26 protein-coding genes and 1 tRNA gene are annotated in these 24167 nt (G+C 31.0%); 22 read left to right on the forward strand and 5 right to left on the reverse strand.

Going from position 1 to position 24167, the window contains the following annotated elements; translation table 11 throughout:
- The first annotated feature begins 1 nt into the window (after position 1).
- Both KTC94_RS11215 and KTC94_RS11220 read left to right on the forward strand, forming a co-directional pair.
- Positions 2 to 850, forward strand: coding sequence for a ParB/RepB/Spo0J family partition protein (locus tag KTC94_RS11215; protein WP_216302177.1), 849 nt, complete (start codon positions 2 to 4; stop codon positions 848 to 850).
- A gap of 38 nt (positions 851 to 888) precedes the next feature.
- Positions 889 to 1392, forward strand: a complete 504-nt coding sequence (locus tag KTC94_RS11220; protein ID WP_216302176.1) for a DUF4446 family protein — start codon at positions 889 to 891, stop codon at positions 1390 to 1392.
- A 196-nt stretch (positions 1393 to 1588) separates the two neighbouring features.
- On the opposite strand, the gene yyaC is transcribed toward KTC94_RS11220, so the two are convergent.
- The 3 genes from yyaC to KTC94_RS11235 are packed head-to-tail and all read right to left on the reverse strand — an operon-like array spanning position 1589 to position 4456.
- Positions 1589 to 2191: a spore protease YyaC gene (gene yyaC, locus KTC94_RS11225; protein ID WP_216302175.1), complete on the reverse strand. Its 603-nt coding sequence runs from the start codon at positions 2189 to 2191 to the stop codon at positions 1589 to 1591.
- A gap of 47 nt (positions 2192 to 2238) precedes the next feature.
- Positions 2239 to 3291 (reverse strand): sporulation integral membrane protein YtvI, encoded by a 1053-nt coding sequence (gene ytvI / locus KTC94_RS11230; protein WP_216302174.1) that lies wholly within the window; start codon positions 3289 to 3291, stop codon positions 2239 to 2241.
- Between the two features lie 10 nt (positions 3292 to 3301).
- Positions 3302 to 4456, reverse strand: a complete 1155-nt coding sequence (locus tag KTC94_RS11235; protein ID WP_220286215.1) for an aminotransferase class V-fold PLP-dependent enzyme — start codon at positions 4454 to 4456, stop codon at positions 3302 to 3304.
- A 327-nt stretch (positions 4457 to 4783) separates the two neighbouring features.
- Between KTC94_RS11235 and KTC94_RS11240 the strand changes: the two genes are divergently transcribed.
- The 15 genes from KTC94_RS11240 to KTC94_RS11310 all read left to right on the forward strand — a co-directional run bounded on the left by KTC94_RS11240 (position 4784) and on the right by KTC94_RS11310 (position 16234).
- On the forward strand, positions 4784 to 5035 hold the full coding sequence (locus KTC94_RS11240; protein WP_216302172.1) for a DUF3343 domain-containing protein: 252 nt from the start codon (positions 4784 to 4786) through the stop codon (positions 5033 to 5035).
- A gap of 28 nt (positions 5036 to 5063) precedes the next feature.
- The gene (locus KTC94_RS11245; RefSeq protein WP_216302171.1) at positions 5064 to 5300 is read left to right on the forward strand and encodes a DUF951 domain-containing protein; all 237 of its coding nucleotides are present in this window, start codon (positions 5064 to 5066) and stop codon (positions 5298 to 5300) included.
- A gap of 96 nt (positions 5301 to 5396) precedes the next feature.
- Complete coding sequence (rpsF, locus tag KTC94_RS11250) at positions 5397 to 5684, forward strand: 30S ribosomal protein S6 (RefSeq protein ID WP_165411835.1); 288 nt, start codon at positions 5397 to 5399, stop codon at positions 5682 to 5684.
- Between the two features lie 11 nt (positions 5685 to 5695).
- Entirely contained in the window at positions 5696 to 6136 is a 441-nt protein-coding gene (locus KTC94_RS11255; RefSeq protein ID WP_165411834.1) for a single-stranded DNA-binding protein, read from the forward strand.
- Between the two features lie 25 nt (positions 6137 to 6161).
- The gene (gene rpsR, locus KTC94_RS11260) at positions 6162 to 6425 is read left to right on the forward strand and encodes a 30S ribosomal protein S18 (protein WP_165411833.1); all 264 of its coding nucleotides are present in this window, start codon (positions 6162 to 6164) and stop codon (positions 6423 to 6425) included.
- Positions 6426 to 6703: 278 nt separating this feature from the next.
- Positions 6704 to 7018, forward strand: a complete 315-nt coding sequence (locus tag KTC94_RS11265) for a MazG-like family protein (protein ID WP_216302170.1) — start codon at positions 6704 to 6706, stop codon at positions 7016 to 7018.
- A gap of 15 nt (positions 7019 to 7033) precedes the next feature.
- Positions 7034 to 8041 (forward strand): DUF2232 domain-containing protein, encoded by a 1008-nt coding sequence (locus KTC94_RS11270; RefSeq protein WP_220286216.1) that lies wholly within the window; start codon positions 7034 to 7036, stop codon positions 8039 to 8041.
- Between the two features lie 13 nt (positions 8042 to 8054).
- Positions 8055 to 10046 carry a DHH family phosphoesterase gene (locus KTC94_RS11275; RefSeq protein ID WP_220286217.1) on the forward strand — a complete coding sequence of 664 codons (1992 nt, stop codon included), beginning with the start codon at positions 8055 to 8057 and terminating at the stop codon, positions 10044 to 10046.
- Complete coding sequence (gene rplI / locus KTC94_RS11280) at positions 10046 to 10489, forward strand: 50S ribosomal protein L9 (protein WP_216302167.1); 444 nt, start codon at positions 10046 to 10048, stop codon at positions 10487 to 10489. Before KTC94_RS11275 ends, rplI begins: the two co-directional genes overlap by 1 nt.
- Positions 10490 to 10559: 70 nt before the next feature.
- On the forward strand, positions 10560 to 12464 hold the full coding sequence (gene lonC, locus KTC94_RS11285; protein WP_216302166.1) for a Lon family ATP-dependent protease: 1905 nt from the start codon (positions 10560 to 10562) through the stop codon (positions 12462 to 12464).
- 91 nt (positions 12465 to 12555) lie between these two features.
- Positions 12556 to 13887 carry a replicative DNA helicase gene (locus tag KTC94_RS11290; RefSeq protein WP_216302165.1) on the forward strand — a complete coding sequence of 444 codons (1332 nt, stop codon included), beginning with the start codon at positions 12556 to 12558 and terminating at the stop codon, positions 13885 to 13887.
- A 345-nt stretch (positions 13888 to 14232) separates the two neighbouring features.
- On the forward strand, positions 14233 to 15288 hold the full coding sequence (locus KTC94_RS11295) for a ParM/StbA family protein (RefSeq protein WP_216302164.1): 1056 nt from the start codon (positions 14233 to 14235) through the stop codon (positions 15286 to 15288).
- A 2-nt stretch (positions 15289 to 15290) separates the two neighbouring features.
- On the forward strand, positions 15291 to 15668 hold the full coding sequence (locus tag KTC94_RS11300) for a hypothetical protein (protein ID WP_216302163.1): 378 nt from the start codon (positions 15291 to 15293) through the stop codon (positions 15666 to 15668).
- A gap of 144 nt (positions 15669 to 15812) precedes the next feature.
- Entirely contained in the window at positions 15813 to 16139 is a 327-nt protein-coding gene (locus KTC94_RS11305; RefSeq protein WP_216302162.1) for a TM2 domain-containing protein, read from the forward strand.
- Positions 16140 to 16158: 19 nt separating this feature from the next.
- Positions 16159 to 16234, forward strand: a tRNA-Thr gene (locus tag KTC94_RS11310).
- A gap of 595 nt (positions 16235 to 16829) precedes the next feature.
- Here KTC94_RS11310 and KTC94_RS11315 read toward each other — a convergent pair.
- Complete coding sequence (locus tag KTC94_RS11315; protein ID WP_165411823.1) at positions 16830 to 16988, reverse strand: CopG family transcriptional regulator; 159 nt, start codon at positions 16986 to 16988, stop codon at positions 16830 to 16832.
- A 510-nt stretch (positions 16989 to 17498) separates the two neighbouring features.
- On the opposite strand from KTC94_RS11315, the gene KTC94_RS11320 reads away from it, so the two are divergent.
- From KTC94_RS11320 to KTC94_RS11340, 5 genes are all read left to right on the forward strand, one after another.
- Positions 17499 to 18677, forward strand: a complete 1179-nt coding sequence (locus tag KTC94_RS11320; RefSeq protein WP_216302161.1) for a C40 family peptidase — start codon at positions 17499 to 17501, stop codon at positions 18675 to 18677.
- Positions 18678 to 18956: 279 nt separating this feature from the next.
- Complete coding sequence (locus KTC94_RS11325; RefSeq protein WP_216302160.1) at positions 18957 to 19919, forward strand: 3'-5' exoribonuclease YhaM family protein; 963 nt, start codon at positions 18957 to 18959, stop codon at positions 19917 to 19919.
- Between the two features lie 220 nt (positions 19920 to 20139).
- A complete protein-coding gene (locus KTC94_RS11330; RefSeq protein ID WP_220286218.1) occupies positions 20140 to 21552 on the forward strand; it encodes an NAD(P)/FAD-dependent oxidoreductase in 1413 nt (470 codons plus the stop codon).
- Positions 21553 to 21691: 139 nt separating this feature from the next.
- Entirely contained in the window at positions 21692 to 22978 is a 1287-nt protein-coding gene (locus KTC94_RS11335; RefSeq protein ID WP_216302158.1) for an adenylosuccinate synthase, read from the forward strand.
- Between the two features lie 203 nt (positions 22979 to 23181).
- A complete protein-coding gene (locus tag KTC94_RS11340) occupies positions 23182 to 23367 on the forward strand; it encodes a DUF1858 domain-containing protein (protein WP_216302157.1) in 186 nt (61 codons plus the stop codon).
- Between the two features lie 49 nt (positions 23368 to 23416).
- Here KTC94_RS11340 and KTC94_RS11345 read toward each other — a convergent pair whose 3' ends face one another.
- Complete coding sequence (locus tag KTC94_RS11345; RefSeq protein ID WP_165411817.1) at positions 23417 to 24010, reverse strand: ECF transporter S component; 594 nt, start codon at positions 24008 to 24010, stop codon at positions 23417 to 23419.
- Between the last annotated feature and the right edge of the window lie 157 nt (positions 24011 to 24167).

Genomic DNA, 24167 nt, shown 5'->3' on the forward strand with positions numbered 1-24167 from the left:
ATTGAATAAAAAATTTGGATTAGGTAAAGGGTTAGGAGCTTTAATACCTGAAGAAGAAAGTACAGAAGATAGTTCCAATGTTTTTAAAATATCTATGAATTTGATTAAAGCTAATAAAGATCAGCCAAGGAAAAACTTTGATCCTGAAAAAATATCTGAATTAGCACAATCAATAAAAGAACATGGAGTTATTCAACCTATTATTTTGAATAAAGAAGATGATGTATATATAGTAGTAGCAGGTGAAAGAAGATTCAGAGCAGCGAAAAGTATTGGCCTCGCAGAAATACCTGCAATCATTATGAATATAAACAACAAAGAAGTACTAGAAATATCATTAATAGAAAACATTCAAAGAGAAGATTTAAACCCAATTGAGGAAGCTATAGCTTACAAAAAACTATTAACGGAGTTTAATCTTACGCAGGAAGAAATAAGTAAAAAGGTTTCGAAATCAAGAACAGCTATAACAAATTGCATGAGATTATTAAACTTAGATGAAAGAGTTCAAGATTACATAATAGATGGAGTAATTTCCGAGGGACATGGAAGGGCAATACTCGGTATAAGTGATAGACAGCTTCAGTATCAAATTGCTCAAATGGTTATAGATGATAATCTCAACGTGAGAGAAACAGAAAGATTAGTAAAAAACTTTGGAAATGAAAAGCCACAAAAAGTAGTAAAAAATGAAAATGATATATATTATAAAGATATAATGAATAGATTAGAAAATCGTTTTGGTACTAAAGTTCTTATAAATTCTAAGAATAAGAACAAGGGTAAAATAGAAATTGAGTATTATTCAGAAGAAGATTTTGAAAGAATTTTAGAGGTTTTTAATATATAATGTTTCACGTGAAACTAATAGAGAGGATGTAATTCAGAATGAAAAGTATCATTAATTTTATAAAGAATGAACAGATTTATATAATAATAGCTCTTATGATTATTGTATTTATGCTAATAGTAATAATTATAATAACCTATGCATTTTTAAATAAACTAGAGAGAAGATACAGAAAATTAATGAGAGGTGTAAATAATAAAAATTTAGAAGAAGTGGTTATATCTTATTTAGACAAAATCGACGAAGTTAAAGATGAAAATGAAGTTATAAAACAAAGGTATGAACAGATAAATGGGGAACTGAAAACTTGTGTGCAAAAAACTTCAATGATAAGATATAAAGCATTTGATGATATGGGAAGTGATTTAAGTTTCTCTATAACATTGATTGATGGGAATGGTAATGGTGCTATATTAACAAGTATCTATGGTAGAAATGAGAGTACTACTTATGCTAAACCAATAGATAAAGGAATATCTAGGTATGAGCTATCTCAGGAAGAAAGTAAAGTTTTAGAGCAAGCTATAAATTTAAAAAAATAAAAATGTATATATTGCGATTATGCATTTACTTCGTTAAGAACTACTAATTTTATTTTTCATTAATCTGGTGAAAATCATAAACTCGCTGTAGCTCAAACGTATGTTTTTCCTAACCCATCTTAATTAAAAATAACTAAGAAGTTCTAAAGCTCGCTTCAATGTATTATGCGCAATATATACTTTTTTTGCATAAAAATCAACCTTCAACGTCTTTAATGTTGAAATCATCATAAATGGAATTTAATTTTTTTTCGCCTGCGATTTTGAGTATTGAATGGTATAAACCAGTGGATATAGTATCGGCAAGCATCATTACTGTATATAATCTTGTATTTTGAAGAACCATAAATTCAAAGGCTCCAGATATATTTACAATGCCCGTTATGCTTAAATCACCCACCTTAGGTAAATCTTTATTCATAGCAGCACCAGGACTTAATGGTTTTTCCTCAATAATGATTTTTCCTACATTTTGCAAACTTCCGAGGCAAGCATCTATTGCAATAATGTAAGGATTAGTATAGGAATAGTTAATTTCATCAATTGTTTCACATAAATTTTTTGCATGGACTGGACATTCAAGACTACCGTAAACATGAAGTCTATTTCTAACTAAAAATTTAAGCTTGTTTCCAACCAGGGGTCCTAAGCTATCACCAGTAGATCTGTCGGTGCCAATACATAAAATAACAATAGGGCGTGAGCATTTTGCTATGGGAAAAATATATTGACTTATAATATCTCTTAATTTAAAAGTGCAATCTCTGGACATAGAATCTAAAATAACTTTATCTACCATAAAAAAACCTCCTATTGGGATATTAGCCATTTAGGAGGTTTTCTATTCTATAAAACTTCAACTTTTTTCAATATATTATAAAAAACTAAAAAAAACATACAGAATAGCATCCCAACAATACCATTTGCTCTTAATCCTATAAATATAGAAGCGAGAACTGCTACGGGGTGAATGCCTAGTGATGAAGACACAATCTTGGGTTCTATAATTTGTCTTACTATAGTGATAATTATATAAGATATCAAGAGGCCTAAAGCAGCTACATAATTATTAGATATAAAAAATATTATTATTACGGGAAGGTATATAGCTCCTATACCGAAAATAGGGAGTAAATCAAATAATCCACATAATACACTCAGAGTTACAGCATACTTAACTTTGAAAACTATAAAAACAATTAATGTTTCTAAAAATGTTATAGTGATTATCAGTAAGTAAGAAAGTAAATAATTCTTAAGCATCTTTTTTGATTCATCAAATATGGAATGTAATCTATCTTCATTTTTGCGGGGAATTAAATCAAACTTTTTTTTGCTTGAAGATGACAAATCTTTTGTGAAGAAGTAAGTAGTAAGTAAAGTAAATAATAAAACCATTAAAATATAAGGTATAGTAGATACAAAATCTAGAGTTTGAGAAAAAATTTTTGTGGATGCATTCATGCTAATATTTATAGTCTTGCTTATATAATTAGTAATATTTGACTCAATATTACTAACCACGTTTGGATCTAAAGTTTTATAATAATTTTGTAAGTTACTAAAAATATTAATTACAATGTCTTTGTTTAAAGTTATATATGATTGGATGTTTTTTCCGAGTAGTATCGATTCTGAAGTTAAAGTAGTGATGATTAAAGATAATAATACAACAATCACAGTGAAAAATATGGTGGTAGTAAATAATGAAGCTATAGTGTTTTGAAGTTTGAATTTTTTCATCAAAAATTTTGTTGGTATCTTAAGTAGTGAAGCTAAAATAAAAGCAAATACAAAGGGAAGGGTGAACCCAATAGTTCCAAAAAAGATTACAAAAACAAAGGTATACAAAACAAAAAATATAGCTAGTTTATCAATTTTTTTTAGAATATTTTCCATGTAAATAAAATCACACCTTTCTAATAATAGTATTGAGGGCGTTAAGGGTATAATCGATGTCTTTAATATCATTAAAAGGGCCAATGCCAAATCTTAAAGTACCAGATGGATATGTTCCAATGTTTTTATGAGCTAGTGGCGCACAGTGAAGTCCAGTTCTTGTTGTAATTCCATATTCACTATCTAGAATAAACCCTAACTCGGAATTGTCAATTTTTGTTGAATTAACAGAGATAGTAGCGGTTCTTTTAGAACTATCGGTGAGACCATAGACATTAACAGAGGATATATTTAGAAGCCCCTCTATAAAATTTTTGCACAAATATTCTTCGCGTTCGCGAATAGAGTCTAAACCCTGGTCATTAATAAAATTAATACCTTCTAAAAGGCCAGCTATACCTGGAGCATTTAGGGTCCCGCTTTCAAATTTATCAGGCAAAAAATCTGGTTGAACAATACTAGATGAAAGACTACCAGTCCCACCCTCTATAAATGCAGAGCATCTTTCATTTAAATTATCATCAATTAAAAATCCACCGGTACCTTGAGGTCCTAGTAAACTTTTATGACCTGTAAAAGCTAGGGCATTACAATTTAATTTATAGAAATCTATTGGTAATATTCCTGCAGTTGGCGCAGTATCTATAACAAAATAAATGCCCTTTTCTTTACATATTCTACCAATAGATTCTAAAGGCTGAATACTTCCAATAATGTTAGAAGCATGTGAGAGAACCACCAATTTTGTATTAGGTTTAAGTGTATTTACAAAATCGTCTACATTAATTAAGCCTTCTTTTGAGCAAGGGACAATGCCTAATTCTATAACGCCTTTTTCGCAAAGGGAGTTTAATGGTCTTAAAGTAGCGTTATGATCCATTGAAGAAGTTATTACATGCCAGCCTTTTTGGCATGTAGATTTTATAAGTATATTTAAAGAAGTGGTAATATTTGATGTAAAAATCACATTCTCAACTTTATCAAAGTGAAAAAAATCCATTAAAGCATACCTACAATTTAAAATAACTCTATTTCCGGCAAGTGAAGTTGTAGATACACCCCTTCCCGGGTTTGAACCTATATTCATCATATAATTCATCATTGAATTATACACTGCGGGTGGTTTAGGAAAGGTAGTGGCTGCATTATCTAAATATATTTTCATGATTTCCTCCAATATTACACAATGATTTATTAGTATATTCTATAAAAAATATAGAGGCTATTAATATTATGTATAACAAGTTAAATTTTGTTTTCATACAATTAAGACTATAAATAGTTTATAATAAAATTAGATAAATAATAAAATACACTTTTTATAAGAATATTTTAGGAATTAGAATTTTAAGTTCTCATTATGAAATAATATACAATGTTGCATTATAAATACAAAATTTTAAATTAATATATTATACAATATTATAATCTAAAGTTATGTAAATGTATATGAAGTGATTAATATTATGGCATGGAAGTAGGGTGAAAAACATTGAATAAATATTATATAGTAACATTTCAAAATACACATGAAGCCATGAAAGCGGAAAGAGAAGCACTGCGACAACAGGTTAAGGTAGTAGTTGTTCCTACGCCTACATATATAACTAAAAGTTGTGGGATTAGTTTAAAAATAGAGGATGAGAATATTCGAAGTATAATTGAGCTAATTAAGTTAGAAAAGATAAAGGTAAAAGAAATTTTTGTACGAGATAAGGAAAGTGTAAAAGTTATGACAATATAGTAAAAATAAATTAAAGGTGGGATGTTTAATGAAGGTGTTCAATTTAGGAGATATTGTTGAAATGAAAAAAACTCACCCTTGTGGCAGCAAGAATTGGGAAATCATTAGGTTAGGTGCGGATATAAAAATAAAATGTTTAGGTTGCGCTCGGATAGTAATGCTTCCAAGAATAAAATTTGATTTGGGTGTAAAGAAAATTATAAAAGAAAATGTACTAAATAAAGAAAAAGGGATTACTAAAGAAAAAGCACCTATAAAAAAATAATTACTTGATTAATGCATAATTAAATGATATAATCTATTATTGTAATCCCTGCCGTGCAATGCATGGCCGTTAGTCCGAGGGGAGGAGGTGAAATTAATGAGAAAATATGAAACTATATTCATATTACATCCTTCATTAGACGAAGAAGCTGTTAAAGCTAACGTTGAAAAATTTAAAGGTGTAATAGAAAATAATGGTGGAGAAATTGAAAATGTTGATGCGTGGGGCAAAAGAAAACTAGCTTATGAAATACAAAAAGTTGGTGAAGGTCACTATACATTAATCAATTTCAATGCAAAACCTGAATTACCGAAAGAATTAGATAGAGTATTCAGAATTACTGACAGTGTTATAAGACATATCATAATAAATCCAGAAAAATAGGTGGTGCATTTATGAATAAAGTTGTTTTAGTTGGTAGATTAACAAAAGACCCTGAGTTAAAGTTTGCTCAAGGGACAGGAACAGCTGTAGCCACTTTCACTGTAGCCGTCAATAGAAGATTTAAAAGAGAAGGTCAACCAGAAGCAGACTTTATACCAGTAGTGGTATTTGGAAAGCAAGCGGAAGCTACTGCTAATTACATGAGTAAAGGCAAGCTTTTAAGCGTATCTGGAAACATTCAAACTAGAAATTATGAGGCTAAAGATGGTACTAGGAGATATGTTACTGAAGTAATTGCTGATGAAGTTGACTTCCTTGAATGGGGAGGAAATAAAACATCAGGTACGAATACTAATCAAGGTGGAAATAATAGCGAATCAAATGCTGGATCTCATGGTTTTAGCAGTGATAGTGATATAACACCAATTGATGATGGAGATATTCCATTCTAATATTAGGTAAGGAGGAAAAACAACAATGGCTATGAACGAACATAAAAGAAGCGGCGGCGGTGCTGGCGGAAACAGAAAGAGAATGAAAAGAAAAGTTTGTGCTTTCTGTATGGATAAAGCAACTGCAATCGACTATAAAGATATAAATAAATTGAGAAAATATGTTACAGAAAGAGGAAAGATTCTTCCAAGAAGAATTTCTGGAAACTGTGCAAAACATCAAAGGATGCTTACTGTATCTATAAAAAGAGCAAGAAACATAGCATTATTACCATTTACTACTGAATAGTAAATGACTGAAAGCAGCGCCTTAAGGTAGCTGCTTTTATTTTTTTACAAATAAAAATAAATATTATACTCAATAATCAAAATATAAATATAAAAGTATATATTATGCAGTACGATTTGTAGTATACTTGTAGTTGTAACCCATAAAATGTAAACATAGAAAATATTAGATATTAAACTGCAAATTGTCTATATAGAAATAAACTTTAGTTGCATAAATTTAGAAAACTAACTAAAATGGAGTTATAAGCATAAGCCTACAAGGGGAGATGATATACTATGAAGAAACAAGATTTTAATATAATGTCTAATGTTAAGATAGTTGAAAGTTTGAAGGCTGAGCTATTATGTATAATAGGTGATTTCTTCAAGTTGCTAAGTAAAGGAAGCAATGTTGCTCAAGACGCCATACTAGATTGCATTTCGGGGGCAATAATACTTTTATATATATTAGGCGAAAGGCTCGGATATTCAAATGTAGCCGTGGATGAGAGTATGAAAAAGAAACTAAAGGTGGGAATAGTTGAAGGAGATAATATAGAAAAAGATGGAAAAGATCTAAGCAAACTATATTCGCATATAAAGGAACGATAAGTAATGGAGGAAAAAATGGAGAATAAAAAGTATAGTACAAAGGCAATTGTAGAGGCTTCACTTATAGCGGTTATAATTTCAGTAACAATGATTATAACAGGATATTTGCCGATTATGTCATTTATAGGTGCTTTAATATTGCCAATTCCGGTTGCAATACTCTATATAAGGCATAATAGAAAAATAACAATCACTGCTATATTTTTGAGTATAGTTCTAACATCCTTAGTGTATAATCCAATAATGGCGATATATTCAGCTATAACTTATAGCATTGTTGGAATTGCGCTTGGTTATTGTGTTAAGAAAAATAAAAAGTCATCTATAACGTTATTATTTTTAGGTATTAGTTCTGTAATATCTAATATACTAACCATAGCTTTTTCTATGGCATTTATAGAAAAAGTAAGTTTTATGAATTTTATTTCCAAAAACTTAGAATTTTTTAAGCAAAATATGAAGGTATCCTTGGATCAATTAAAAATGGTTTATTTACAACAAGGAATAACTCCAAAGCAGTTGAAACTTTTAAATGAAAACTTTGAAATGATAAACAAAATGGATGTTACGATAGTTTTGGTAGTAATACCTGCAATTATTTTAATAACTTCATTTATATCAGCTTATTTGAATTACATAGTGTCTAGATCCATATTAGAGAAGCTAAACTACAAAATGGATAAAGTATTACCTTTCAGCAAAGTTTACGTTACTAACATACTAGGAGCTGTATTAATAGGTATAGTATGTATAGGCATAATACTTTCATCAAAAAAAATAGCAGGTGGGGATTTTATACTAAATTCCTCCCAATTACTTGTGCAAATTGTATTTATGATAAATGGACTTGCGGCAGCTACATATTTTCTAAGAGTTAAAAAAAAATTATCTAAACCAGTAGTAGCACTAATTTTAGTGTTAACATCATTTTCGCGTCTAGGTAGTATTTACTTTTCAATAGGACTCATGGAGATGGCTTTTGATTTTAGAAAGCTCGATCCATATAGAATTAAAAGAAAATAATTGGGGGCTGATTATGGAGAATAAATACAATTATTTTAGTGTTAATAATAAAATATATATGGTGACCATGGCCCTACTCATATGTATAATATTTTATTACGGACACCTTGAAGTGGGAATTTTAACACTGGGACTATACGCGATACTAGTAGTGTATAATATCTACAACTCTAAGGTTAAAAAAAATGAGTGGAAAAAATTCATTGAAAATTTTTCATCTAAACTGGATATAGCAACCACAAGCACCTTAGTAAAACTTCCTTTTCCACTAATAATAATAGGGTATGTGGGAAATATATTATGGTATAATCAAAGTGTAACTACAATGCTTGAAGGGGAAGATCTTTTAAATAAAAATATTAGAGATATAATTAAGGAACTAAATCTAAAGCAAGTTTTAGAGGGTAAAAAGAATATATTTCCAAATATTAAAATAAAAGATAAATGGTATGAAATCTACACAAATATTGTTGATACAAACGAGAATAAAAATGTTAAAGATAAGATTATGCTTTTATATTTTTATGATATAACGGAAAAAACCAGTGTAATAAAAGGCATTAACGGTAATAGGGAAAGCGTTATGCTAGTGGAAGTTGATAACCTTGATGATGTTGTTAAAACTACAGAAGAAGATAAGGCGCCTTTACTTGTAGCAGAGATTGAGAGAACAATAAACAGCTATGGACAGAGTGTAAATGCGGTGGTAAAAAAGTATACATCGAATAAATATGTTATTATAGTCCAAGATAAGTATATTGAAAAAGAAATAGAAAAGAAATTTGATATACTAGATAGTGTTCGCGAAATAAGTAATGGTAATAAACTCGCAGTTACTTTAAGTGTGGGCGTTGGTAGGGGAGAAGATACACCACTTAAAAACTATGAATTTGCTACATCAGCTAAGGAACTTGCCTTAGGCAGGGGTGGTGATCAAGCAGTTGTGAAAAAAGGTGAAAAATTATCTTTCTTTGGGGGGAAAACAAAGGAAGTTGAGAAAAGGACTAAGGTTCGCGCAAGAGTTATAGCTCATGCATTAATGGATTTAGTAAATGAGAGTAACACAATTTTCCTTATGGGACACAAAAATGCTGATCCTGATTGTCTAGGCTCGGCTATAGGTCTATATAGTATTATTAAAAAAACAAACAAAGAATGCTATATTATTCTCGAAGGAATAAATAGCGGTATAAAAAGCATGATGGATATAATACTTGCAGATGAAGAATACAAAAATACTTTTATAACAAGTGAAAAATTTAAAAGTGTTAAAAATTCAAATAGCCTAATCATATTAGTGGATGTGCACAATGAAAGTCATGTTCAAAATTTAGAAATAGTTAAAGAGGTAGAAAAAGTAGTTATAATTGACCATCATAGAAAGTCACAAGATTTTATACAAGGGGCAGTCCTGAGTTATATGGAAACTTACGCATCATCTACTGCTGAATTAGTTACTGAGATGATTCAATATATGGTTGACAAGCCTAAACTTAAACATATAGAAGCGGTAAGTCTTTTGGCAGGAATATGTGTGGATACAAAAAATTTCTCTTTTAAAACGGGAGTTAGGACATTTGAAGCAGCAGCTTTTCTAAGGCGTCATGGTGCAGATACTATGGATGTTAAAAAAATGTTTTCTGATGATTTGAGTATTTATTTGAAAAGAGCTGATATTATAAGATCAGCGAAAGTTAAAAATGAAATTGCTGTAGCCGTTTGTCCAGAACTAATAGAGGATACTGTATTAGCTGCCCAAGTTGCGGATGAACTTCTAAATATTACTGGTATCGAAGCGTCGTTTGTTATTGTAAAGACAGGAGATGAAGTATTTATTAGTGGAAGGTCTCTTGGGAAAATAAATGTACAGTTAATACTCGAGACATTAGGGGGAGGCGGACATATGACTATGGCTGGTACGAAATTTACTTCACTGAAACTTGAAGAAGTAGTGGTGAAATTAAATGAAGCTATAGATGAATATTTAAAGGAGGGCGAAAAATAATGAAGGTTATATTATTAAAGGATATTAAAGGCACAGGTAAAAAGGGCGACGTGATAAACGCTGCAGATGGATATGCGAGGAATTTTTTATTTCCTAGGCAATTAGCTAAAGAGGCTACAGACTCAAATATGCACATATTAAATAAAAAAAATGATATTGAAAGAAAAAAGAAAACATCTGAAATTGAGGATGCACAGAAATCAGCTAATGAACTTAAAGATAAAGTTATAAAAATAATTGGTAAAGCTGGAGAGAATGGAAAACTTTTTGGTGCGATTACAACTAAAGATATAGCAATAGCGTTAAATAAACAATGCAATTTAGATATTGATAAAAAGAAAATAGTAACAGATACAATAAAATTATTAGGAACTTATGAAGTAGAAATTAAAATATATCCAGAAATATCTACTAAGATAAAAGTTCTTGTTTGTGAGGAATAATTATATAAACCGAAGGGAGGAAACGCTTTAGTAAATAAATGATAATCATATTTATTAAAGCGGATTACGTTTGAAGACATTATTAGTTAATCAAATTGGAGAACAGGTTGAAAGAGATGCATTACCTCTGGACACACAAATAGACGTTTTATATGAAATAATGAGGAATGTACTAGATGAAGGCACTATAAAGTCTAAAACTATAAAATTTAAACTTCAGAAGCACATTAAAAGTGAAAGTATCTATAGAAGGTTATTCGCTTTAAATAAAATTATCAGCAATGGTAAGGGTATAGAGATAGTGCCTAATGAAAAAAATATACAAGAAGCACTAGATGATACTAATGAATGGTTGACTGATGAAATAGCTAAAAGATATGTGCAAAATAAGATTGAAGCTGAAGTAGAAAAAAATCTAATGGAAAAGCAAGATAAGTATATTGATGAAGTAAGACTTGGAATAATTAAGAAACAAAAAGGGCCTGAAAATGCTAAAACACTTAAAAAATATGCGGATTTAGAAGAACTTGATAGTAGAAAACTTACTAAAAATATACAAGCTATGTTAAGGCCAGAGAGTTTTAGTGAAATAGTTGGTCAGGAAAGAGCTATAAAATCTCTGTTATCTAAAATGGCATCGCCATATCCTCAACACATTATTCTTTATGGGCCACCAGGAGTTGGAAAGACTACTGCGGCGAGGCTTGCTCTTGAGGAAGCTAAAAAGCTAAGTTATACAATTTACCATAAAGATGCTAAATTTGTAGAAGTGGATGGTACAACACTACGGTGGGATCCAAGAGAAATAACAAATCCACTTTTAGGATCTGTACATGACCCGATATATCAGGGAAGTAAAAGAGATCTAGCTGAGGGTGGGATTCCAGAGCCAAAAACAGGTCTTGTAACAGAGGCTCATGGCGGAGTACTATTTATTGATGAAATAGGTGAACTCGATAGTATACTTCAAAATAAATTACTTAAAGTGTTAGAGGATAAAAGAGTTGAGTTTTCATCATCTTATTATGATCCTGAAGACGAAAACACACCTAAATATATAAAATATTTATTTGATAAAGGTGCTCCAGCAGATTTTGTTTTAATAGGAGCTACTACCAAGGAACCATCAGAAATAAATCCGGCATTAAGATCAAGATGTACTGAAGTTTATTTTGAACCATTAACTGCTATGGATATAGAAAATATAGTGGTAAATGCTGCGAATAAATTAGGAGTTAAAATAGGAGATGGCGTTGCGAAAACTATTGGTAGATATACTATTGAAGGAAGAAAAGCTATAAACATTTTAGCAGATGCTTATGGATTTGTACTGCATAATAGAAAATCAGTGGATGCGTCTCAAGTTGAAATTGAGGTTAAGGACTTGTTAGATATTATATCTATAAGTAGACTATCTCCCTATGAGGAATTAGATAAAGAAGTTAAATCTGAAGTTGGCCACATATATGGACTTGGGGTATCAGGATATATAGGATCAACTATAGAAATAGAAACATCAGTATTTGAAGCCAAGGAAAAAGGTAAAGGTCAAGTAAGATTTAATGATACTGCTGGAAGCATGGCTAAGGACTCAGTGTTTAATGCTGCATCCGTAATAAGAAAAACAACAAATAAAGATATTAAGGATTATGACATACATGTAAATATAGTAGGTGGAGGTAAAATTGATGGACCATCGGCTGGAGCCGCTATAACTGTATGTATAATCAGTTCTCTTTTAGACAAACCTGTAAGACAGGATGTTGCAGTAACTGGAGAGATATCCCTTCGGGGTATCATAAAACCAGTAGGTGGCATATTTGAAAAAATTTACGGGGCAAGAAGAAAGGGAATTAAGCTAGTTATAGTTCCGAGTGATAATGAAAAGGAAGTTCCTATTGACCTTAAAGATATTGAAATAAAAACATCATCAAACATTGAAGAGCTAATGAAATTAGTGTTTGAAATAAAATAAATTAACTATAATTAATGGCCCTGTTAAATCATCACCTGCGGTGATGTATTTTTAGCAGGGCATAAAACATTACTTTAGGGGAGATAAAAAAATGGATACACCTCTTAGAAGTTTACCCTATAATTTAGAAGCAGAACAATCAGTTATTGGATCAATGCTTATAGATAAAACCGCGATATCACGAGTAGTAGAAGTTTTAAAAAGTGATGATTTTTACAGAGATTCCCATAAAGGTATATTTAGCGCTATTTTTGATTTATATCAAAAAGACACGCCTATTGACATGATTACTTTACTCGAGCATTTACGTTCTTCTGAAAAGTTAGAAGCATCAGGGGGAATTACTTATATTTCAGAGATAAGTAACTCAATACCCTCCACAGCTAATTTAAGTTCGTACATAAAGATTGTAGAAGATAAATCTACTTTAAGAAAACTTATTAGAGCTTCTACTGAGATTATGGAAAATTGTTATAATAAGCAAGATGATGTAGAAGCTGTAATGGATCTTGCAGAGCAAAAAGTATTTAACATATCACAGAAAAAAAATGCGGGTGACTTTGAACCAATGAACACGGTTCTAGAGCGAGGGTTCTTAGAAATAGAAAGAATATTTAATAATAAAGGGGAAACAACAGGAATATCTAGTGGGTTCCCAGAACTTGATGATAAAACCGCTGGATTTCAAAAGGGTGATATGATTCTTATCGCTGCAAGGCCGTCTATGGGCAAAACTACCTTTGCACTAAATTTAGCAGAGTATGCAGCTCTTAGGCAAGGGAAAAGTGTAGCTGTATTCTCCCTGGAAATGTCTAAGGAACAACTTTCTTATAAACTGCTTTGTTCAGAAGCAAATGTTGACATGTCAAAGCTCAGACATGGTGATTTGGAAGATAGGGACTGGGAAAACATAGCGAAAGCATCCGGACCGCTTGCTGCTGCTAAAATATTCATTGATGATACAGCAGGAACTTCTGTTATGGATATGCGTTCAAAATGTAGAAAATTAAAAATGGAGCATGGCATAGATCTGATAGTTATAGATTATCTTCAACTTATGACTGGTAGCAATACAGAAAGCAGACAGCAAGAAGTATCAGAAATATCAAGATCTATTAAAGCTCTTGCAAAGGAGATGCAGTGCCCTGTTATAGCATTATCACAGCTATCACGTGCTCCAGAGCAAAGAACTGACCATAGGCCTATGTTATCTGATCTTAGAGAGTCAGGGTCTATTGAGCAGGATGCTGACCTTGTTATGTTCTTATACAGAGATGAGTATTATAATGAGGAAACGGAAGATAAAAATGTAGCAGAGCTTATAATAGCAAAACAAAGAAATGGTCCTATAGGCACAGTAAAACTTGCATGGATAGGCCAATTCAGTAAATTTGCAAGACTTGATGTAATTCATAGAGAGTAAGAATACACTAAAGTAGATTTATCTATTAATCTAGATAAATTATGATAGGATAACAAAATTTATAAAATTTTGTTATCCTATTTTTATTTATGTATATATAGTGTGGGAGACGTTGATATGAATAGTGAGCTATTAAGGACATTTCTTTAATGTAGATATATATATGTTTACATTTGTAGATATATAAATATATATATCTATATATTTACAAGTATGTAGATAAACATCTATAAATAGGTTAATAAATATATTTATAAATATTTCATTACAAAAGAAGGATATTAATACATAATATAGAATATATACCGATAAGGAACAATTAGAAAAATTTAGGAGGGAAAATAAATGAACTTAACAGAGATATCAAAAAAATATCCTATATTAAAGAAAGCGTTAGAATCTGTACTAACTGTTGACATAGGAAATACATTTACAAAAACAAGTACCAATGTAACTTTTGCTAGTAGGGTGTCTGCCGTAAGCAAGCATGGTTCTAGGGCTACTGGAATAAGTAACATCACTTGGAATGGAAAGTTATACACCGTAGGTAATAAAGAAGGCAAGCTTAACATGGAATCTAACAAATACATGTCCGATCATTATAAGTTAAACCTGCTTAACGCTATTGCACTAAGTTTTAAGGGGGAAACTAAAATAAAGGTAAGACTCGCTGTGGGACTTCCCGCAGAATATTATATAGACCATAGTATTCCACTTAAAAATGAAATAAAGAAGATGGAAAAACAATCTATAACAATAAATAATATAACATATGATATAGAAATAATAGATGTACAAGTATTTAAACAAGGAGGTACATTAAGTGCTGAAACCATGGAAACATTTACTTATCCAATGTTATTACTTGACTTTGGTGGTGGTACTTTAGATGTATCTCATTGGAAATATGAGAAAGATGAATTTGGTAACAAGGTGCTTGGGATGACTAAGGCTAGTAGTTTTGCACAACATGGGTTTGAGCCAACAATAGAAGCATTACTCACTAAGTTCAACTCTGCTGACGGATCTGATGGTAATTATGATATATCAGATGCTATCGAATATTTAGAAGATGACGAACTACCTTTTGGGGAAGCAAATGTATTAAAAGACATTAAAGATTTAGTATTAAAACCATATGTGGAGAAAGCAATAAGTTCAATTAATAGCTCTTTTAAACCAAATACTTGTAAAGATATAAGAATAATAGGTGGACCTGCAAAGTTACTACTAGAATATTTACAAACAGAGTTCATAAAAACTGAGCCAAAGCTCATAGATAATAAAAACCCTCAATGTGCAAATTCTATACTGTTCGCTGAAAGATATAAAGAATTGCTAGTACTTGAATACTTAGATGGAAATAAAGAAGTTGCTGCAACTACAGTAGCAGGTCAATAATTATGGGAGCACTCCGTAAAACTGTATCATCAAATCTAGGAGAGGAAACAGATAAAGACTTAATTAATTATGTGAGCAATATGGAGAAGAAAGGTATTAATAATTCTAAACTTATAAAGCAGGCTCTGAGATTTTACAGGGACTACGGCAACAAAGTTAAGAAGCTAGATACAGTAGATATTGCAAATATTTTAGATAACCCTGAAGTTAAAAATTATATAGGTAATATAGTTGGAGAGCTTTTTAAAGGTGCTATGCCAAATTCAATTCCACAAATTAACGATGAAGTTATTGTCAAAAAATCAAATGAGAGGGATATAGATTCTGTTGAAAGTGAGTATATGAAAAAACTTAATTGTGTGAAAGATATGTCGTTATAGCTTGGAGTGGCGTTTTCGTCACTCCTTTTTACTTTAAGAATCATAATTATTTTAAAAACACTTAGCCCATACATATAGTAAAATGATACCATATATGATAAAATGTAAGAAAGGCATTCAAAATAAGCTAAAAAGGGTGATCTAATGTTCTGTCCTAGTTGTGGATCTCAAAACGAAGATAGCTCTAATTTTTGTAAAATATGTGGGATTAATTTATTAATTCAACCTAATACGACTGGTGAACGGATTATTAGTGAAAAAAACTGGTTAGTTGCTTTATTGCTGTGTATTTTTGTTGGGGCATTTGGTATTCATAGATTTTATGTAGGTAAAATAGGTACGGGAATTTTAATGATTTTAACCTTTGGTGGTTTTGGAATATGGGTGTTAGTTGATATTATTTTGATTGCTACTAATTCATTTAAAGATATAAATGGGTTGCAACTAAATAAAAACATGTATAGGTATTAGTTTAAATTGTTTTGTATATGCTGAAATAGCTCAGTTGGTAGAGTAACGCACTCGTAACGCGTAGGTCGAGGGTTCGATCCCCTTTTTCAGCTCCAAGTTTGTAATATGGAAACAAATATTTTTTAGCACTGGCATAACTGCTGGTGCTTTTTTGTACGTTCAGCAGAGCAAAAGTAGACAGACGGTGAGTTATAAAGTGGCATAGTATGAATAGAAATATAGTAAAACGTAGCTTGGGGGTAGAGAAATCTATCTCCAGGCTTTTATATTTAACGGATTGATTAATATTACATATATTGGGTAATAATACTGATAGACAGAACAAATAAGAGGAAACAATCGTGTTTTATTAGCACTAGAAGTGTAATTATATATAAGGTGAGGTTGAATATAAATGAAAAAGATAAAAGTGAAAGTTGGAGTAGATAAAAGTAAATTAATAAAAGGTAACAAACGAATTGTTGCTTGTGGCAAGAACTTTTAACGATATTTCAGAAGAAAATTCTCATATTCCCATAAATGGGAGTTGATTACCATGACAAAGAGAAAACTTCAGCGGGAGTATAAATTTACTTCTGAAGTCGTTAATGCAGCTCCTTCGGAGCTGTTGAAGCACCGAGGATTATAATTTAAAAGGATAGTAAAAAAGTAGTTGAGAGTTATATCTTAACTACTTTTTTAGTGTAGCATTTATTTCAGAATACTTTCAAGGAGGAGTCTTATTCCTTCACTTTTATTTATATTACTTGCCTTGCAAAAACTTTTTAGGGCATTTGATAGTTCTTCACTTATTCTCACATGAATCAATTCACTTTTAGAATTTTCAATTTTCTTTCTTCCTCTGGGCATAATTATCACCTCGCAAGATTCGTGTTACATAAAATAAGCTCATAGATGCTAAATAGAATGTTGTAACACAATAATAATTATAATACATTTTAACAAATATTACCACGTAATTGAATTGAGAAATATAAAGATTATTTGTATAATTATATCCTCGTTTTATTTGATTTAATAAGTGGAATACAGGTAAAAGTCATGAAAATCAGTGGTTTTTTATAAATTATATGTATATAAAAAATTATTACTTTCTGTTACAATGGTATTGTACAAAAAAAAGGAAAAATTTGTGACATTGGTATTAGTCTTAAATTAAAGGGGAAGATTGATGTAAAAATATGAATAGTACTAGTTATAATAAGTAGACAAGCTAAATTCTCAAAATATTTCCTGGAAAATATTGCAGAGACTAAAAATGCAAGTAAAACTCTAGGAGAAAAAAATAAAACATTTACATTAGAAATAATTTACATATTTCGATAATTCATATTCATTTAAAATATAGGAGGTAAGCATATGAAAAAAAGAGTAGCTTTTATAGCAATGTTATTAACTATGGCGGGTTCACATGTTGTGTTCGCTGATAATGGAACGGTGACTGCAAGTTCATTATATGTCAGGCAAAAATCATCAATTTCATCATCAATTATATCTTCTCTTGCGAGAAATGCGAAGGTAGAGACACTTGGTAAAGAAGGGGAATTCTATAAAATAAATTATAAAGGACAAACTGGATATGTACATAGCTCATATATAAAAATATCGGCAAATACGTCTGGTTCTACGAGTACAACAAATGGAGCGGGGACGTCAGGAACAGTAACAACAGATTATTTAAATGTAAGAACAGGATTCGGGATAAATTATTCTGTTGCTAATGTTATTACACGCGGAACTAAAGTGACAATGTATGAAAAATCAAATGGTTTTTGTAAGATAAATTATGGTGGCAAAACAGGTTATGTAAGTGAGCAATATGTGAAAGCTACAACAGCACAGGATTCAAACACAGATAGTACAAGCAGTGTGATTACTGGAATTGGTAATATTACAGCATCAAGTTTAAATGTAAGAAAAACGGCGTCTATGGGTAATAATATCATGGGCACAATAAAAATAAATGCAAAAGTGGATTTGTATGGAACACAAAATGATTTTTATAAAATCAAGTATAATGGACAATGGGGATATATAGCTAAAACATACGTAAGCCTAGGTAATGACACTCCAAGTAGAGGTGATGTCATAGAAAATGACTCAAATGGACAACAAGGTACTGCAACAAAAAACATAGAGAGTTTAATCTCGCAGTTAAACACGTTTTTAGGAATGCCATACTTATGGGGTGGTACAACACCAGCGAAGTTTAATTCTAATGGCAAATATGTAAGTGGGGGTTTTGATTGTTCAGGTCTTATACAATATGCTTATAAAAACATAGGTATAAATTTACCTAGAACGACTATGGACCAAATAAATATAGGTACCTCAGTTAATATAAATAGTCTCCAAAAAGGTGATTTAGTATTCTTTAGGACAAATCCAGCATCGCCTTCCCAAGCATCTCACGGGGGAATATATATTGGTAATAATAAATTTATACAATCTCCCAAAACTGGTGATGTTGTAAAAATATCTGAATTAACTGGATATTATAAAAGTAATTTTATAATAGGAAAAAGAGTAGTAAAATAAGTATATTTAATATAAACCAGGAATAATTAATATAAAAAATGAATGTATGATTTTTATTAAATCATACATTCATTTTTTATATCCAATTTATAATAATTAAAAAAGAATTAAAAATATTTCTTAACTTAAGGATTTCTAAATTTTACAAACAATATTGATGTATAATTAAAAGGTATATTAAAGTTATGTAATTTAATTGATTGACATAGAGATATTAAGCACTTGTATCGGCATAATGTATTAGATATAATAAGTTTATTACAATATAAGGAGATAAATATGGAAATGAAGAAGATAAGTGGAATGAAGAAAGGTGATAGGATTGAAGGTTTTTATGTTATAAAATCTGTAGATAGCAAGGTTTCCAACAACAGTAACACAAATAAATATTTGGATTTTAATTTAGGGGATGCCACCGGTGATATAAATGCAAAACTTTGGGAATGGAATGAAAAATTAGAAAATACATTTAAACAAAGCATCTTAGTGAAAATTAAGGGCACGGTAAATGAGTGGAGAGGAAAGCTTCAATTAAAAGTTGAAGCGATAAGACTAACTGAGGAAAAAGATGGAGTAAGCATTTGTGATTATGTTGCAGTGGCACCGTATTCACCAGAAAAAATGTATGATGATATTTTAAATTATTTATCTAAAATCAAAAATATAGATATTCAAAATATAGTTACCAATATTTTAGGGCATAATGAGGAAAAGCTAATGCATTATCCAGCTGCTAAGTCTAACCATCACTCTATAAGATCAGGTCTGTTATATCACACAACCACCATGCTTAAGGCAGGAGAAAAATTAAGCGAAATTTACACCTTTCTAAATACGGATTTGCTATATGCAGGTATAATACTTCATGATATTGGCAAAATATATGAAATGAATGCTAGTGAACTTGGAATTGTAAGCGAGTATTCAGTAGAGGGTCAACTTTTAGGTCATATAGTTCAAGGAATTAAAATGATAGAAACGGCGAGTCTTGAGGTTAAAGCAGATACTGAAGTATCTATGTTGTTACAGCATATGGTGCTAGCTCATCATTATGAAGCAGAATATGGGAGCCCTAAAAAACCTATGATACCAGAAGCGGAAATGCTACATCATTTAGATATAATGGATGCAAGAATGTATGATATGAATAAGGCTTTAGGGGATACAAAGGAAGGCAAATTTTCAGAAAGAATAAGGTCTCTAGATAATATAAATGTTTATAAAAGTTTTGTTAATAAATAGTCTTAAGGAAAATTATTTAACAGAAAAATACAGTTATTCAATATGGGTAAGTGTATTTTTTATTTTAGATAAACAATGTATATACGAACTATTACTTAAAATAATTTATTAATATTCGCACTTTATATTGACTGGTTTATACTGCTCTGATATCATTAAGTAGTATGGTAACCATTAATAGTTTTTATTTCCTACAGAGTAATACAAGGAGGAATATGAAATGAAAAATTTTTATGATGTAGTTATTGTAGGAGCTGGACCAGCGGGCATATTTACGGCACTAGAAATTTCTAATAAAAAACCCGAACTTAGTGTACTTATAGTTGATAAGGGAAGAAATATAGAAAAAAGAAAATGTCCAGCTAGAGACACAGGAAAGTGTGTTAAATGTAATCCTTGTGGGATAACGTTTGGTTGGGCAGGTGCTGGAGCTTTTTCAGATGGTAAGCTTTCTCTAAGCCCTGAGGTGGGGGGAAGACTTCTTGAATATTTTTCTGAAGACGATTCAAAAAAATTAATAAAGTATTGCGATGATATATATATAAAATTTGGAGCAAATGAGAAGGTATATGGGATTAATAGTGACAAAGTTGACGAAGTTAAATATGAAGCAAGTAAGCACAATATTCGTCTTGTTGAATGTCCAGTAAGGCATTTAGGAACAGAACTTGCCTATGAAGTTTTAAAATCTATGTACCATCATTTAGTTGATAATACAAATACAGAATTTATAGAACTTAGTGAAGTGGAAGAAATATTAATAGAAGATAATAAGGCTACTGGAGTATTATTAAAGAATAAAGATGGTGTGTTTAAGGTTAATGCAAAGTATGTTGTAGCGGCGCCGGGTAGAGGTGGAGCGGAATGGGCTTCAAATGAAGCTAAAAAACATAATATTAAGGTTACTAATAATGCAGTAGATATTGGAGTAAGAGTTGAGGTACCTAATTCTGTTATGGATCATCTAACAAAGGACTTATATGAAGCAAAATTAGTATATTATTCTGATACATTTGATAACAAGGTTAGGACCTTTTGCATGAACCCGGGGGGAGTAGTGTCAGCGGAATATTATGATGACAACACGATTGCAGTTGTAAATGGTCATAGTTACTCCGACCAAAAGCTTAGAACAACTAATACAAATTTTGCGATGCTTGTATCTACTACTTTCACTGAGCCATTTAATCAACCTATAGGTTATGGAAAATATATAGCTCAGCTAGGTAATATGTTAACTGGTGGAGGGATAATGGTTCAAAGACTCGGGGATTTACTAAAAGGAAGAAGAACAGATTATGACAGATTAGGTAAATCAACTACGACGCCTACTTTAAAATCAGCAGTACCAGGTGACTTAAGCTTTGTATTACCACAAAGGCACTTAACGTCTATTGTGGAAGCATTAAAGGCTTTTGACAAGATAGCACCAGGTTTATATAGCAAAAACACATTGCTATATGGAGTTGAGGTGAAGTTTTATTCTAGTAAGATTAGTACAGATGATAAGTTTGAAACATCTGTTAGAAATTTATATACAATAGGGGATGGAGCGGGAATAACTAGAGGTCTAATGCAAGCATCTACAACAGGAGTTGTAGTAGCAAGAGACATAGCTCAGAAAGAAGACTAAGAATTTAATCTAAATAATTGGTTATATGAATATTAAAAGTGTATAATTCAACATGAAGTAAACATAGAAGACAATAAAAGTTCTTAACGGTAGTAGTTAAGAAATTTTATTGTGAACTGAAAGAAAGCGAGGAATTTATATGTCAGCATTTATAGTTTTAGGAGCCCAATGGGGAGATGAAGGTAAAGGTAAGATGACAGATTATCTTGCTGAGGGAGCTAACGTAGTAGTCAGGTTCCAAGGTGGAAACAATGCAGGTCATACAGTAGTTGTAGGAGAAAAGGAATATAAACTTCACTTAATACCATCAGGAATATTATATAAAGATAAATTGAATGTAATAGGTAATGGCGTGGTTGTAGACCCAGAAGCGTTATTTACAGAAATTGACTACTTAGAAGCACTAGGCGAAAAAATAACTCCAGAAAGATTAATAATTAGTGATAGATCACAGGTTATAATGCCATATCATAAAGAGTTAGATAATTTATATGAAATAGCTAGAGGTAAAAATGACATCGGAACTACAAAAAAAGGTATAGGACCTTGTTACACTGACAAGTTTGAAAGAAGTGGAATCAGAGTTTGTGACTTAATGAAAAAAGATGTTTTTAAAGAGAAGCTTAAAATTAGTTTATCAATGAAAAATGATATAATAACAAAAGTTTTGGGTGGAAAAGCTTTAGATTTTGATAAAATATATACGGAGTACCTAGAGTATGCAGAAAGAATGAGACCTTTTGTAAAAGATATATCAGTTAAAGTTTACGATTCAATAAAGTCTGGAAAAAATGTTTTATTTGAAGGAGCACAAGGAACGTTGCTTGATATAGATTATGGTTCATATCCTTTTGTAACCTCATCAAACACTATTGCAGGTGGAGTTTGTGTTGGGGCAGGAATAGGACCTACTATGATAACAAATGCTGTAGGAGTAGCGAAAGCTTATACTACAAGAGTAGGAAAAGGACCATTCCCAACAGAGCTTGATGATGAAGTAGGAGACTGGATTCGCGAAAAAGGTTTTGAATTTGGAGTAACAACAGGTAGAGCAAGAAGATGTGGATGGCTTGACCTTGTTATATTAAAAACTGCAGCAAGAGTTTCGGGACTTACTAGCTTTGCTGTAACTAAAATAGATACCTTAGCAGGACTTGAAAAAATTAAAATTTGTGTAGGATATAAATTTGAAGGTAGTGTTATAGATTATTTCCCAGCAAGTTTAGAGGATTTAGCTAAATGCGTGCCAGTATATGAAGAGTTTGATGGTTGGGATGAAAAGATAGCTGATGCAAGAAGCTATGAAGAACTTCCTGAAAATGCAAAAATATACTTAAAGAAAATTGAAGAATTTACAGGAGTTAAAGTTTCCATAGTTTCAGTAGGACCTAAAAGAGATCAAACAATGGTGTTAACTGAAATATAGCATATAGACATGCATATTATACAAAAGATATTTTTTTAATATGTATGGTTTTTATATTATAGGGAATTATAATTATTGTAGGAAATATATATTAAGGTATACAAGTGCATACTATAGATTAAAAAAGTGCGTACTAGTAAAATTTAAGCATATAAAATATAATGAGAATTAGGGTTAAATTAACATAAAGTGAGGTATATAATATGAAAATTACTAAAGATATGACAATAGGTGAAGTTGTAAGACAAAATCCAGAATCAGTTGAAGTATTAATGAGCTTTGGAATGGGTTGCGTAGGATGTCCTTCAGCGCAAGCTGAAACATTAGAAGAAGCAGCAATGGTTCATGGTCTTAATTTGGAAGAATTAATGACTGCATTAAATGCATAAAAAAATTAAGACACTTAGCATTTGCTAAGTGTCTTGTTTTTTTATTTTTTTATCTTTTCTTTATTTTCTTAATGGCGAGGATAACAGGTATTGTAATTACAGTAGCTATGATGGCCTCTGGAACACCATTTATTATACCTATACCATAAATAGTCTTTGCAGCAATAGATGGATCTATGCCCTTAGAAGCAGCGAATTTAGCCGCATAAAAAACATATATCATAGTAAGAACCCCAAAAGTGTTAGTTAGCGAACCAACAACGGTCGCGAGTCCAATCCTTAGGCTATCATTTTTAACGTGGATTAGTTTATAAACATAGTAAGAAGTAAGACCAATAAGAACCCTTGGTAATACAGATACTAAAGGATTTATAAAAGCAAAAGAGAGTAAATTGGGAGTTGTTATGTTTTGCATAATACTAAACATCCCAAATATTAAACCAATAGTCATTCCTACCATAGGGCCACCTATTATTGATCCTATAATAACGGGAATGTGCATGATAGTAGCTTTGGCACCAGGAAGTGGAATAAAGCCATATCCAGTTAAACCAAGTACGATGCAAATAGCTGATAGCATACCAATAGTTGTAAGTTCACTTGTTTTTATTCTTCTAAGTTTAATAGAATTATTATTAATCATGTGTTCCCCCCGCTCTTATTCCATAAGGATATAAGTCGTCCTATTCATAATCCTTATTTATAGTTCAGTTTCATAATGAATACTGACAACAATATTTTAACACTATTTTGATAATAATTACATAGATAAATAAAAATTTAACAAACTTTATGTTAAT

It is taken from the genome of Clostridium sp. CM028, assembly GCF_030585565.1.
In the GTDB taxonomy this organism is placed as follows: domain Bacteria; phylum Bacillota; class Clostridia; order Clostridiales; family Clostridiaceae; genus Clostridium_AD; species Clostridium_AD estertheticum_B.

Excerpts from the sequence above, each read along its gene's own strand:
- KTC94_RS11220 (WP_216302176.1), top strand. The coding sequence starts at position 889 with ATGAAAAGTATCATTAATTTTATAAAGAATGAACAGATTTATATAATA.
- yyaC (WP_216302175.1), bottom strand. The coding sequence starts at position 2,191 with ATGGTAGATAAAGTTATTTTAGATTCTATGTCCAGAGATTGCACTTTT.
- ytvI (WP_216302174.1), bottom strand. The coding sequence starts at position 3,291 with ATGGAAAATATTCTAAAAAAAATTGATAAACTAGCTATATTTTTTGTT.
- KTC94_RS11235 (WP_220286215.1), bottom strand. The coding sequence starts at position 4,456 with ATGAAAATATATTTAGATAATGCAGCCACTACCTTTCCTAAACCACCC.
- KTC94_RS11245 (WP_216302171.1), top strand. The coding sequence starts at position 5,064 with ATGAAGGTGTTCAATTTAGGAGATATTGTTGAAATGAAAAAAACTCAC.
- rpsF (WP_165411835.1), top strand. The coding sequence starts at position 5,397 with ATGAGAAAATATGAAACTATATTCATATTACATCCTTCATTAGACGAA.
- KTC94_RS11255 (WP_165411834.1), top strand. The coding sequence starts at position 5,696 with ATGAATAAAGTTGTTTTAGTTGGTAGATTAACAAAAGACCCTGAGTTA.
- rpsR (WP_165411833.1), top strand. The coding sequence starts at position 6,162 with ATGGCTATGAACGAACATAAAAGAAGCGGCGGCGGTGCTGGCGGAAAC.
- KTC94_RS11265 (WP_216302170.1), top strand. The coding sequence starts at position 6,704 with ATGAAGAAACAAGATTTTAATATAATGTCTAATGTTAAGATAGTTGAA.
- KTC94_RS11270 (WP_220286216.1), top strand. The coding sequence starts at position 7,034 with ATGGAGAATAAAAAGTATAGTACAAAGGCAATTGTAGAGGCTTCACTT.
- KTC94_RS11275 (WP_220286217.1), top strand. The coding sequence starts at position 8,055 with ATGGAGAATAAATACAATTATTTTAGTGTTAATAATAAAATATATATG.
- rplI (WP_216302167.1), top strand. The coding sequence starts at position 10,046 with ATGAAGGTTATATTATTAAAGGATATTAAAGGCACAGGTAAAAAGGGC.
- KTC94_RS11290 (WP_216302165.1), top strand. The coding sequence starts at position 12,556 with ATGGATACACCTCTTAGAAGTTTACCCTATAATTTAGAAGCAGAACAA.
- KTC94_RS11295 (WP_216302164.1), top strand. The coding sequence starts at position 14,233 with ATGAACTTAACAGAGATATCAAAAAAATATCCTATATTAAAGAAAGCG.
- KTC94_RS11300 (WP_216302163.1), top strand. The coding sequence starts at position 15,291 with ATGGGAGCACTCCGTAAAACTGTATCATCAAATCTAGGAGAGGAAACA.
- KTC94_RS11305 (WP_216302162.1), top strand. The coding sequence starts at position 15,813 with ATGTTCTGTCCTAGTTGTGGATCTCAAAACGAAGATAGCTCTAATTTT.
- KTC94_RS11315 (WP_165411823.1), bottom strand. The coding sequence starts at position 16,988 with ATGCCCAGAGGAAGAAAGAAAATTGAAAATTCTAAAAGTGAATTGATT.
- KTC94_RS11320 (WP_216302161.1), top strand. The coding sequence starts at position 17,499 with ATGAAAAAAAGAGTAGCTTTTATAGCAATGTTATTAACTATGGCGGGT.
- KTC94_RS11325 (WP_216302160.1), top strand. The coding sequence starts at position 18,957 with ATGGAAATGAAGAAGATAAGTGGAATGAAGAAAGGTGATAGGATTGAA.
- KTC94_RS11330 (WP_220286218.1), top strand. The coding sequence starts at position 20,140 with ATGAAAAATTTTTATGATGTAGTTATTGTAGGAGCTGGACCAGCGGGC.
- KTC94_RS11335 (WP_216302158.1), top strand. The coding sequence starts at position 21,692 with ATGTCAGCATTTATAGTTTTAGGAGCCCAATGGGGAGATGAAGGTAAA.
- KTC94_RS11340 (WP_216302157.1), top strand. The coding sequence starts at position 23,182 with ATGAAAATTACTAAAGATATGACAATAGGTGAAGTTGTAAGACAAAAT.
- KTC94_RS11345 (WP_165411817.1), bottom strand. The coding sequence starts at position 24,010 with ATGATTAATAATAATTCTATTAAACTTAGAAGAATAAAAACAAGTGAA.